This is a genomic window from Rugamonas sp. (assembly GCF_025354735.1).
Lineage (GTDB): Bacteria > Pseudomonadota > Gammaproteobacteria > Burkholderiales > Burkholderiaceae_D > Rugamonas.
This window is the reverse complement of sequence record NZ_JANXMI010000223.1, coordinates 33,693-45,169: the sequence shown is the minus strand read 5'-3', so window position 1 is coordinate 45,169 and position 11,477 is coordinate 33,693. Positions and strand designations below refer to the sequence as shown.

The following is an 11,477-nucleotide window of genomic DNA, read 5'->3' as shown; positions in this document are numbered from 1 at the left end:
CTGGCGCCGAAATGCTGGCCCGGATGCTGGCGGCCCATCAGCTCGGCCAGGCGCTGGCCCATGGGGCCGGAGCTGGTCAGCTGCGCCAGGTACTCCTTGCGGCGCATGTTTTCGCGGATGGCGACGAACTCCATCTCGGGCGTGACGATGCCGCGCCGCGCGTAATGCATCTGGGTGACGTTGGCTTGCCCGTCGGCGCCGGCGCGCGCGCGGCGCGGCTTGCGGTGCAACTGGAAGCGCAGCGCGGCCAGCGCCGGATCGGCCAGCCGCGCCTGGCCGTATTCGGACGAAGGGCCGGCCAGTTCCTCGGTGTCGCCGCGCTCGAGTATCCACGGCAGGCGCGGCGTGGCGGCCAGGCCGGCGCGGATGTCGATGACGGCGTCGGGATCGGTGTAGGGGCCGGACGTGTCGTAGACATAGACCGGCGGATTGCGTTCGAAGCCGAAGGAGGCCGGCGTGTCGGCCTGGGCGATTTCGCGCATCGGCACGCGGATGTCGGGCCGGCTGCCGACGATGTAGACCTTGCGGGAATTGGGCAGCGGCGCGATCGCGGCCTGGTCCACCGTGGCGGTGGCGGAGAGGAATTTCGGATGGTCGTTCATGTGGCTCCTTTGGTAGGCTACAGGAGCCAGCAAAGGAGGGGTCGGAGCGCGCGGGGATGGACGGCGGCGTGATGACAGGGCGGCGCGCGGTCCGGCGGCGATTCCTAATGCTTCCCTTCGCTGGCATTATCCAGATCAGGTTCGGAGGGTATTTCTCACCCGCGCATCGCATTGCGACTTGCAGGACCCCTAGCGTGTGCCGCCTTGCGGCAGCGGATCGAATTATACGCCGTTCGCCGGCGCGCGCAACATGGATGAAAAGACACCGGCGTGCCGCTATCGTGGCGATTTGGTTCGCGGCAATTTTGACAACTCCCGCTAAGGGGATAGATGACTGCAAACGATGCTAAATGCGCTATCATCTTCAGACCAGCGGCGCGCTCGCGCCCTGTGCATTTCTGTGATGTTCTCTTGCCGGGATGGTCCCATCCCCTAACCTACGCTCGCCGAAGGAATGACCGACATGGCTACTTCATTCACGTTAAACGGTAAAACAGTCTCGGCCACCGCCGAGCCGGACACGCCCCTGCTGTGGGTGATCCGCGATGAGATCGGCCTGACCGGCACCAAGTTCGGCTGCGGCCTGGCCCTGTGCGGCGCCTGCACCGTGCACCTGGACGGCACGCCGATCCGCTCCTGCCAGACGCCCGTCTCCGTGGTCGCCGGCAAGAAGGTCGCCACCATCGAATCGCTGTCCAAGGACAATAGCCATCCGCTGCAAAAAGCCTGGATCGCGCACGACGTGCCGCAGTGCGGCTACTGCCAGTCGGGTCAGCTGATGAGCGCCGCCGCGCTGCTGCGCGAGAATAAAAATCCCAGCGACGCCGACATCGAGAACGCCATGAGCGGCAACATCTGCCGCTGTGGCACCTACAACCGCATCCGCGCCGCGATCCACACCGCCGCCGCCGAAATGCGCAAGGCTTGAGGAGAACGCCATGACGACGACACGACGCGACTTCATCAAGACCACGGCGCTGGCCGGCGCCGGCCTGACGCTGGGCGTGCTGCTGCCCGGCACGGCCGAACTGGCGCAGGCGGCCGGCACCATCCACACGCCCAACGCCTGGGTCCACATCGCCGACGACAATACCATCACGCTGATCCTGGCGCGCTCGGAAATGGGCCAGGGCGTCTACACCTCGCTGCCGATGCTGCTGGCCGAGGAACTGGCGGTCGACCTGCGCAAGGTGAAGGTGGAAACGGCGCCCGTCGGCGCGGCCTACACCAACGCGCTGCTGGGCGCGCAGATCACGGGCGGCTCCACTTCCGTGCGCGAAGGCTGGGAAAAACTGCGCGTGGCCGGCGCCCAGGTGCGCATGATGCTGGTCAGCGCCGCCGCCGCCAAATGGGACCTCAGCCCCGACCAGCTGCGCGCGGCCGACGGCAAGGTGACGGGGCCGAAAGGCCGCAGCGCCACCTACGGCCAGCTGGCCGAGGCGGCGTCCAGGCTGCCCGTGCCCAAGGACGTCGTGCTGAAGGACGCCAAGGACTTCAAGATCATCGGCAAGGCCACCAAGCGCCTGGAGACGCCGCACAAGGTCAACGGCACGGCCCAATACGGCATCGACGTCAAGCTGCCGGGCATGGTGTACGCGTCGGTGGAACAATGTCCCGTCATCGGCGGCAAGGTGCTCAGCTTCGACGCCGCCAAGGCCAAGGCGATGCCCGGCGTGATCGACGTGGTGCAGATTCCGGACGGCGTGGCCGTCGTCGCCAACTCCTGGTGGCGCGCGAAAAAGGCGCGCGAGGCGCTGACCGTGGTGTGGGATGAAGGCCCGGTCGCGCACATCAGCAACGCCTCGATGCAGGACGGCATGCGCAAGGCGGCGGACCAGCCGATCCCGATCAAGAAGACCGGCGACGCCGACGCGGCCCTGAAGTCGGCCGCGAAAACCCTGAGCGCCGAATACTGGTCGCCGCTGCTGGCCCACGCGACCATGGAGCCGCAGAATTTCACCGCCGACTACAAGGACGGCAAATGCCTGGTGATCGGCCCGGCCCAGTTCCAGCAGGGCACGCAGGGCAATGTGGCCGGCGCGCTCGGCCTCAAGCCGGAGGACGTGACCGTCAAGACCACCTTCCTCGGCGGCGGCTTCGGGCGCCGGCTGGAATACGATTTCGCGGTGCAGGCGGCGCAGATTTCCAAGGCCGTCGGCAAGCCGGTCAAGCTGCTGTGGACGCGCGAGGACGACACCACCCACGACTTTTACCGGCCGATGGCCCTGCACCGCATGCGCGCCGGACTGGACGCGTCGGGCCGGCCGGTGGCGCTGACGTTCCAGCTGACGTCGCAGTCGATCACGCAGCGCCTGTTCGGCCTGCCGAAGGGCACGCTCGATCCCTTCATGGCCGAGGCGTCCGTGGTCAGCTACGACATCCCGAACATGACGCAGGAATTGATCGAGCACGACAGCGGTCTGCGGGTCGGCTACTGGCGTTCGGTCAGCCATGCGCTCAACGCCTTCGCCAACGAGAGTTTCATCGACGAGATGGCGGCGGCGGCCGGCAAGGACCCGTATCAATATCGGCTATCGATGCTGGACAAGCAGCCGCGCTTCGCCAACGTGCTGAAGCTGGCGGCCGAGAAGTCCGGCTGGGGCAAGCCACTGCCGGCCGGCCACAGCCGCGGCATCGCGCTGATGGAGGGCTACGACACCTATATGGCGCAGGTGGCGGAAATCTCGGTCAAGGACGATACGATACGGGTCCATAAAGTGTGGGTGGCGGCCGACCTGGGGCAGATGATTAATCCCGACACGGTGGAGGCGCAGCTCGAATCGAGCATCGCCTTCGGGCTGTCGGCCGTGCTGGGTTCGGAGATCACGCTGGAACAGGGCCGCGTGCAGCAGACCAACTTCCACAACTATCCGGTGGTGCGCATGTCCGACATGCCGCGCATCGACGTCACGCTGGTGCCGAGCACGGAAAAACCGGGCGGCATCGGCGAACCGGCGACGGCGCTGATCGGCCCGGCGGTGGCGAACGCGCTGTTCGCCGCCACCGGCAAGCGGCTGCGCAAGATTCCACTGTCGCAGGAAAATATCAAGGCGGCTTGACGGCGCCGGCAACGCAATGCAAAACGGCAGGCCAGCTTCACGCTTGGCCCGCCGTTTTTTTTCGTGCCGAATTTCACACGTATTTCACACCCATATCACACGCACATCGCGCCGAATATCGCGCCTGAATACTCAGCCTACTCAGCCGTGAACGCCTGAAACCGCGCTCTCAGACCGCGCGCTTGCCGGCCTGTCTGCCGGCGCCGCTGGCCAGCGCCAGGCGCGGCGTGGCGGCGCTGGTGGTGCGGCGGGCGGCCGCCACATTGGCGCGCGGCGCTCTGGCTCCGGCCGAAGTCGCCGACACATCGAGCTTGAACTGGCTGACGGTCTGCGCCAGCGCGTTGGCCTGCACTTGCAGCGCGTCGGCCACGGCGGCCGCTTCCACCACCAGCACCGCGTTCTGCTGGGTGACGTGATCGATCTCGCTGATCGAGCGCGTCACGCTGTCGATGCCTATGCTTTGCTCGCGGCTGGCGCCGAGGATGTCGGCCATGATGACCGTCACCTTCTGGATGCTGCCGACCACATCCTCCATCGTCGCGCCGGCTTCCTTGACCAGCCGGCCGCCCGCGTCGACGCGCTCGACCGAGGCATCGATCAGCGACTTGATTTCCTTGGCGGCGGTGGCCGAGCGCTGCGCCAGGTTGCGCACTTCGGAGGCGACGACGGCGAAGCCGCGGCCCTGCTCGCCGGCGCGGGCCGCTTCGACGGCCGCGTTCAGCGCCAGGATATTGGTCTGGAAGGCGATGCCGTCGATGACGCCGATGATGTCGACGATCTTGCGCGAGGCGGCGCTGATGTCGTCCATCGTCTCCATCACCTGTCCGACCACGCCGCCGCCCTTGACGGCGACGGCCGAGGCCGAGCGCGCCAGCTCGTTGGCCTGGTGCGCGTGGTCGGCGTTCTGGCGCACGGTGGCGGTCAGCTCTTCCATCGACGCGGCCGTCTCCTCCAGGCTGGCCGCTTGCTGCTCGGTGCGGTTCGACAGGTTCTGGTTGCCGGCCGCGTTGCTTTCCGATTCGGCGGCGATGCTGTCCGTGCCGCTGCGCACCTGGGCGACGATGCGGGTCAGGCTGTCGCGCATGCCGCTCATGGCGTACAGCAGGCTGCTGGTGTCGCCGGGGCGGACGCGGATTTCACCGGACAGGTCGCCGGCGGCGATGCGTTCGGCGACGCGGGTGGCGAAGTCCGGCTCGCCGCCCAGCTGACGCAGCAGGTCGCGCGCCAGCACGCCGGCGCCGGCCATGCCGACGGCGACGGCGACGGCCGTCAGCAACAGCAGCCACAGGCGGCTGGAGCGGTAGATGCCATCGATATCGTCGGCCGTGCTGTTGATGTTGGCGCGTTGCAGCTCCAGCAATTTGTGCACCTGGCTCATGTATTTGGCCGACGCCGGCAAGAAGGTTTGCTCGAACATATTGCGCGCCTGGAACAGCTTGCCGTCCGTGCGCAGCTGCACGATCTGGGCCCCGGCATCCTTGTAGGCGGCGCGGTCGAGGGCGATTTCGGCGAACAGTTTCCTTTCGGCCTCGGACACCAGCAGCTTGCCGATCTGCTCCTGCAGCTTGGTCGAGGTGCTGCTGGTTTCGGCGGACGCCGGCTCGAAGTAGGCTTGCAAGCTGATGTCGGAACTCTTGGAAATGGCGGTGGTGCGGGTGACGGCCGTGCTGATGGCCTGATACCAGTCGCTAATCATGCGTTCCTTGGCCAGCGGGGTTTGCGTCATGTCGCGGGTGGCCTGGGCCACGGTGGCGAGACGCCAGATACCGATGGCCGTGACCACCAGCATCAGCGCCAGCACGACGCCAAATCCGATGCTCAGACGCATGCGCGTAGTGAGGTTTTTCATAAAATTGTCTCTTTCTGACTTTTAAAAATGGCCGGGGCCAGGATTTCGGTTCCACCCCTTATGTTTGAGCGGTAACTTTCTGTACTGTACATCAATTGCCCGCAGGTATGGGGTCGGCGCGATTTTATGTGCACATTGGTTAGGCACCGGTGGCAGCGGTGGCGCAGTCCCTTATAATGATTCTTTTCGCAAAAAACATAAGCCAAATCATGGAATTAGCCAAGTCTTTCGAGCCCGCCGACATAGAACAATTCTGGCGCAACGAGTGGGAGTCGCGCGGTTACTACACCGCCACGCTCGATGCCGATAAAACGTCGTTCAGCATCCAGCTGCCGCCGCCAAATGTGACCGGCACGCTACACATGGGCCATGCGTTCAACCAGACCATCATGGACGGGCTGACCCGCTATCATCGCATGCTGGGCCACAACACGGCCTGGATACCGGGCACCGACCACGCCGGCATCGCCACGCAGATCGTCGTCGAACGCCAGCTCGACGCGCAGAAAATCTCGCGCCACGACCTGGGCCGCGACGAGTTCGTCAAGAAAGTGTGGGAGTGGAAGGAAAAATCCGGTTCCACCATCACCGGCCAGATGCGCCGCATGGGCACGTCGCCGGACTGGAAGCGCGAATACTTCACGATGGACGAGCCGCGCTCGAAGGTCGTCACCGACGTCTTCGTGCGCCTGCACGAGCAGGGCCTGATCTATCGCGGCAAGCGCCTGGTCAACTGGGACCCGGTGCTGGGCACGGCCGTGTCGGACCTGGAAGTGGTGTCGGAGGAAGAAGACGGCTCGATGTGGTACATCAAGTATCCGCTGGCCGATGGCAGCGGCTCCCTGACGGTGGCCACCACGCGGCCGGAAACGATGCTGGGCGACGTCGCCGTGGCCGTCGATCCGACCGACGAGCGCTACCTGCAGCTGGTCGGCAAGATGCTGAAACTGCCGCTGTGCGACCGCGAAATTCCCATCATCGCCGACGAATATGTGGACAAGGAATTCGGCACCGGCTGCGTCAAGATCACGCCGGCGCACGACCTCAACGATTACGCCGTCGGCCAGCGCCACCAGTTGCCGATGCTGTCTATCCTGACGCTGGACGCGAAGATCGTCGACGACGCGCCGGCCGCCTATCGCGGCCTGGACCGCTTCGCCGCGCGCAAGCAGATCGTCGCCGACCTCGACGCGCTGGGCCTGCTGGAACAAGTCAAGCCGCACAAGCTGATGGTGCCGCGCGGCGACCGCACCGGCGTGGTCATCGAGCCCATGCTGACCGACCAGTGGTTCGTCGCCATGAGCAAGCCGGCGCCGGAAGGCACTTTCTTCCCCGGCAAATCGATCGCCGAAACGGCGCTGGAAAAAGTGGCCAACGGCGAGATCAAGTTCGTGCCGGAAAACTGGAGCACCACCTACAACCAGTGGCTCAACAACATACAAGACTGGTGCATCTCGCGCCAGCTGTGGTGGGGCCACCAGATCCCGGCCTGGTACGACGAGCAAGGCAATATCTTCGTCGCCAAGACCGAAGCCGAGGCGCAGGCCAAGGCCGCCGCCGCCGGCTCGACCGGCCCGCTGCGGCGCGACGCCGACGTGCTCGACACGTGGTTCTCGTCCGCGCTGATCCCGTTCTCGACCATGGGCTGGCCGGAAGAAACGCCGGACATCAAGGCCTTCTTGCCGTCGTCGGTGCTGGTGACCGGCTTCGACATCATCTTCTTCTGGGTCGCCCGCATGGTGATGATGACGGCCCACTTCACCGGCAAGGTGCCGTTCGAGACCGTCTACGTGCACGGCCTGGTGCGCGATTCGACGGGGCAGAAAATGTCCAAGTCCAAGGGCAACACCCTGGACCCGATCGACCTGATCGACGGCATCGGCCTCGAGGAGCTGGTCGCCAAGCGGACCACCGGCCTGATGAATCCCAAGGCGGCCGAAAAGATCGCCAAGGCCACGCGCAAGGAATTCCCGGAAGGCATAGCCGCCTACGGCACCGACGCCGTGCGCTTCACGATGGCGTCCTACGCCTCGCTAGGCCGCAACATCAACTTCGACCTGGGCCGCGCCGAAGGCTACCGCAACTTCTGCAACAAGATGTGGAACGCCACCCGCTTCGTGATGATGAACACGGAAGACAAGGATTGCTCGGCCAACGACGCCGACTTGTCGATGGCCGACAAATGGATCATCTCGCTGCTGCAACGCGCCGAGCTGGACGTGGCAAAGGGCTTCGAGGACTTCCGCTTCGACAACATCGCCAACACCATCTACAAGTTCTTCTGGGACGAGTATTGCGACTGGTATCTGGAAGTGGCCAAGGTCCAGGTCCAGCACGGCACCGAGGGACAACAGCGCGCCACCCGCCACACGCTGCTGCGCGTGCTGGAAGTGGTGCTGCGCCTGGCCCACCCGGTGATTCCCTTCGTCACCGAGGCGCTGTGGCAAACCATCGCGCCGCTGGCCGGCACCCCTGTGGATGCCGACGGCGCGCCCAAGGGCGGGTCCATCATGGTCCAGCCCTACCCTATCGCCAATCCGGCCCTGATCGACGAGTCGGCCGAAGCGTGGATGTCGCAGCTGAAGGCGCTGACCGACGCCACCCGCAACCTGCGCGGCGAAATGCAGATCTCGCCGTCGGTGCGGGTGCCGCTGATCGTCGAGCCCGCCAACCCCGCCGACAAGGCCGCGCTGCACGCCTTCGCGCCGTATGTGCAGTCGCTGGGCAAGCTGGCCGAAGTGAACATCGTCGATGCCCTGCCCGATTCGCCGGCCGCCGTCTCCATCGTCGGCACCACCAAGCTGATGCTGAAAGTGGAAATCGACGTGGCGGCCGAGCGCGAGCGCCTGGCCAAGGAAATCGCCCGCATCGAGGCCGAGATCGCCAAGGTTAACGGCAAACTGGGCAACGAGAGTTTCGTCGCCCGCGCGCCGGAAGCCGTGGTGGTGCAGGAAAAAGAACGATTGGTCAATTTTTCCGCGACGATAGCGAAAATGCGTGAACAATTTGCTAAACTTCCAGTGACATAAAACCTATAACTGGAGACCACGATGCGCGCATTGAAACGAGCTGGCTTATTACTGAGCATGGCCGGCACCCTGGCGGTGCTGGTGCCGGGAGCACCGGCCTGGGCCGATGACGCATCGCCCGTGGGGCTGTGGAAAAACATCGACGATGTCAGCGGCAAACCGAAGGCGCTGATACGCATCAGCGAGGCCAACGGCGAGTTGCAGGGCAAGATAGAAAAACTGTTCCGCACGCCCGACGAGGAGCAAAATCCGAAGTGCGACAAGTGCTCCGACGCGCGCAAGGACCAGCCCATCATCGGCATGGTCTTCATGTCGGGCTTGAAGAAGGATGGCGACGAGTATGCGGGCGGGGAAATCCTCGACCCGGATAACGGCAAGGTCTACCGCAGCAAAATGCATTTGACCGATGGCGGTAAAAAACTCAGCGTGCGCGGTTACATCGGCATACCGATGCTGGGCCGTTCGCAGGTTTGGATTCGTCAGGAATAAATATATTTGGCACCACGCCGCAATCGACCGCGGCAAAAAAACGGGGCGGACCCTTTCGGCATCCGCCCCGCCCTCCTTCGCCGCCCGGTTTTGTTGACACTGGCGCGCACCGCTTTCCATGCTCTACAATATTGATACGCCGATATTATCGAGCTGTCCAACTTTCCATTTCTTCTTTGATATGCTTGCCTGAAAGAAATTTCACGTAACCAAGTATCAACAAACTCTCCTCGCTATGCGGTATATAATCCGCGTCCCCCGCGTTTTCGGGCGGCCGATTTGAGAAGATGATGACGATACAAAAAAAACTATGGTTGCTGGCCGCCAGCGCCGCCTTGGGCATCGCCGTGTTGACGGTGCTCTTTCTGATGTCCGAGCGCAAGCTGTTGATGACCGAGCGTCAGAACGGCGTGCAGCAGGCCGTCGACAGCGCTTATGGCGTGCTGGAGCAGTACCAGCAACGCGTGCTCGCCGGCGAATTGACGCAGGAACAGGCCCAGCACAACGCCATGGCGATGATCGGCGCGCTGCGCTACAGCGGCAAGGAATATTTCTGGATCAACGATATGGATGCGCGCATGCTCATGCATCCGGCCAAACCCGAACTGGTCGGCAAGGTCATGCTGAACAGTCCCGACGCCGACGGCAAGATGTATTTCGCCGAGATTGTCGCCACGGCCAAAAACAGCAGCGCCGGCGGCTTCGTTTCCTATAAATGGGAAAAAGAACCGGGCAAGTCGTCCGCCAAGGTGTCCTTCGTGCGCGGCTTCGCGCCTTGGGGCTGGGTGCTCGGTTCCGGCATTTATCTGGACACGGTGCAGCAACTGTTCATCGAACGTCTGACCGATTTCACCATCGGCGCGACGTTGCTGGCCGGCGCGCTGCTGGCGTTTTGCATCCGCATCGCCCGCAGCATCACGCAACCCATCGGCGCCGCCGTGCGCATCGCGCAACAAGTGGCGGCCGGCAACCTGACGCAGGATATCCAGGTGCGCGGCCGCGATGAGGTGGGCGAACTGATGGCGGCGCTGCGCGGCATGAACAGCAGCCTGGTGCGCATCGTCGGCGAAGTGCGCAGCGGCACCGACAATCTGAACACGGCGTCGGGCCAGATCAGCGACGGCAACCTGGCGCTGTCGGCACGCACCGAGCAGCAGGCCGGCGCGCTGAGCGAGACGGCGGCGTCGATGACGGAACTGCTGCACGCGGTGCGGCGCAACGCCGACCACGCCCAGCGCGCCAACGAGCTGGCGCTGTCGGCCTCGGGCGTGGCGCAAAAAGGCGGCGCGGCGGTGGCCGAGGTGGTACTGACGATGAGCGCGATCGACCGCTCGGCGCGCCAGATCGCCGACATCGTCGGCGTCATCGACGGCATCGCCTTCCAAACCAATATCCTGGCCTTGAACGCGGCCGTGGAAGCGGCCCGCGCGGGCGAGCACGGACGCGGCTTCGCCGTCGTCGCCACCGAAGTGCGCACCCTGGCCCAGCGCGCCGGCAACGCCGCCAAGGAAATCCGTGGCTTGATCGACGATTCCGTGCGCCGCGTCAGCGCCGGCACGGAACTGGTCGGCCACGCCGGCCAGACCATGGAAGACATCGTCCGCAGCGTCCAGCGCGTGACCGACATCATGGGCGACATCACGCTGGCCAGCGCGGCCCAGAGCGCCGGCATCGAGCAAGTCAACCAGGCCATCAGCCAGATGGATGAGGACACCCAGCACAACGCGGCCATGGTCGAGGAAGCGGCCGCCACGGCCGAGGCCTTGCAGGAACAGTCGCACGACCTGGTGCGGCTGGTCAGCGTGTTCGAGCTGGGCCAGCCTGGGCGCGGCCGCTCGCCGGCGCTGGGGATGACGCCGACGCTGGCGCTGAATTAATCGACGGCGGCGTCGTCCGCCTCGGGCGTCGCGGCGCCGGCTTGCTGCCGCGGCGCGGCCTGCTGTTTCTGCTTGGCGATGATTTTATTCAGATGACGGTCCAGGCTGTTGGCGAAATTCTGCCGGTCGCCGTGGCCGTAGGCGGCCGGACCGCCGGTGTCGACGCCGCCGCTGCGCAACTCGTCCATGAAAGCCCGCATCGTCAGCATCTGGGCGATGTTGTCGGCGGTGTAGAAATCGCCGCGCGGATTGAGCGCGTATCCACCTTTTTTCAGCACGTCGGACGCCAGCGGGATGTCGCCGGTGATGACCAGGTCGCCGGGCTGGAGCAGGCGCACGATTTCCTGGTCGGCCACGTCGGCGCCGGACGGCACTTGCACCGAGCGCACAAACCGCGACGGCGGCACCCGCATCAGCTGGTTGGCCACCAGCGTCACCGGCATTTGCACGCGCTCGGCCACGCGGTACAAAATCTCCTTGACCACGGCGGGACAGGCGTCGGCGTCCACCCAGATGTGCGGCGTGTGTTCCATGGTTGATCGTCCGAAGGCTGAGGAGGCCGCATTATAGCG

7 protein-coding genes, 1 pseudogene and 1 riboswitch are annotated in these 11,477 nt (G+C 64.8%); of the genes and pseudogenes, 5 read left to right on the top strand and 3 right to left on the bottom strand.

Features of this window, described 5'->3' with window-relative positions; translation table 11 throughout:
* Positions 1 to 602 (bottom strand): annotated as a pseudogene (locus tag Q0S71_RS17785) (phosphomethylpyrimidine synthase ThiC); the annotation flags it as partial.
* Between the two features lie 95 nt (positions 603 to 697).
* Positions 698 to 803, bottom strand: a riboswitch (TPP riboswitch).
* A 262-nt stretch (positions 804 to 1,065) separates the two neighbouring features.
* On the opposite strand from Q0S71_RS17785, the gene Q0S71_RS17780 reads away from it, so the two are divergent.
* The gene (locus Q0S71_RS17780; RefSeq protein WP_295998703.1) at positions 1,066 to 1,530 is read left to right on the top strand and encodes a (2Fe-2S)-binding protein; all 465 of its coding nucleotides are present in this window, start codon (positions 1,066 to 1,068) and stop codon (positions 1,528 to 1,530) included.
* A 10-nt stretch (positions 1,531 to 1,540) separates the two neighbouring features.
* Positions 1,541 to 3,661: a xanthine dehydrogenase family protein molybdopterin-binding subunit gene (locus Q0S71_RS17775; protein WP_295998699.1), complete on the top strand. Its 2,121-nt coding sequence runs from the start codon at positions 1,541 to 1,543 to the stop codon at positions 3,659 to 3,661.
* Positions 3,662 to 3,830: 169 nt separating this feature from the next.
* Here the strand turns inward: Q0S71_RS17775 and Q0S71_RS17770 are convergent, their stop codons facing one another.
* Entirely contained in the window at positions 3,831 to 5,510 is a 1,680-nt protein-coding gene (locus Q0S71_RS17770; RefSeq protein ID WP_295998696.1) for a methyl-accepting chemotaxis protein, read from the bottom strand.
* Between the two features lie 209 nt (positions 5,511 to 5,719).
* Between Q0S71_RS17770 and Q0S71_RS17765 the strand changes: the two genes are divergently transcribed.
* The 3 genes from Q0S71_RS17765 to Q0S71_RS17755 all read left to right on the top strand — a co-directional run bounded on the left by Q0S71_RS17765 (position 5,720) and on the right by Q0S71_RS17755 (position 10,905).
* On the top strand, positions 5,720 to 8,539 hold the full coding sequence (locus Q0S71_RS17765) for a valine--tRNA ligase (RefSeq protein ID WP_295998692.1): 2,820 nt from the start codon (positions 5,720 to 5,722) through the stop codon (positions 8,537 to 8,539).
* Positions 8,540 to 8,596: 57 nt separating this feature from the next.
* Positions 8,597 to 9,028, top strand: coding sequence for a DUF2147 domain-containing protein (locus Q0S71_RS17760; protein ID WP_295998709.1), 432 nt, complete (start codon positions 8,597 to 8,599; stop codon positions 9,026 to 9,028).
* Positions 9,029 to 9,318: 290 nt separating this feature from the next.
* Positions 9,319 to 10,905: a methyl-accepting chemotaxis protein gene (locus Q0S71_RS17755; protein WP_295998690.1), complete on the top strand. Its 1,587-nt coding sequence runs from the start codon at positions 9,319 to 9,321 to the stop codon at positions 10,903 to 10,905.
* On the opposite strand, the gene Q0S71_RS17750 is transcribed toward Q0S71_RS17755, so the two are convergent.
* On the bottom strand, positions 10,902 to 11,438 hold the full coding sequence (locus tag Q0S71_RS17750; protein ID WP_295998687.1) for a YaiI/YqxD family protein: 537 nt from the start codon (positions 11,436 to 11,438) through the stop codon (positions 10,902 to 10,904). The genes Q0S71_RS17755 and Q0S71_RS17750 overlap by 4 nt on opposite strands.
* Between the last annotated feature and the right edge of the window lie 39 nt (positions 11,439 to 11,477).

Bases quoted from the DNA above. Each gene is read 5' to 3' on its own strand.
- Q0S71_RS17770 (WP_295998696.1), bottom strand. From the start codon at position 5,510: ATGAAAAACCTCACTACGCGCATGCGTCTGAGCATCGGATTTGGCGTC.
- Q0S71_RS17760 (WP_295998709.1), top strand. From the start codon at position 8,597: ATGGCCGGCACCCTGGCGGTGCTGGTGCCGGGAGCACCGGCCTGGGCC.
- Q0S71_RS17755 (WP_295998690.1), top strand. From the start codon at position 9,319: ATGACGATACAAAAAAAACTATGGTTGCTGGCCGCCAGCGCCGCCTTG.
- Q0S71_RS17775 (WP_295998699.1), top strand. From the start codon at position 1,541: ATGACGACGACACGACGCGACTTCATCAAGACCACGGCGCTGGCCGGC.
- Q0S71_RS17750 (WP_295998687.1), bottom strand. From the start codon at position 11,438: ATGGAACACACGCCGCACATCTGGGTGGACGCCGACGCCTGTCCCGCC.
- Q0S71_RS17765 (WP_295998692.1), top strand. From the start codon at position 5,720: ATGGAATTAGCCAAGTCTTTCGAGCCCGCCGACATAGAACAATTCTGG.
- Q0S71_RS17780 (WP_295998703.1), top strand. From the start codon at position 1,066: ATGGCTACTTCATTCACGTTAAACGGTAAAACAGTCTCGGCCACCGCC.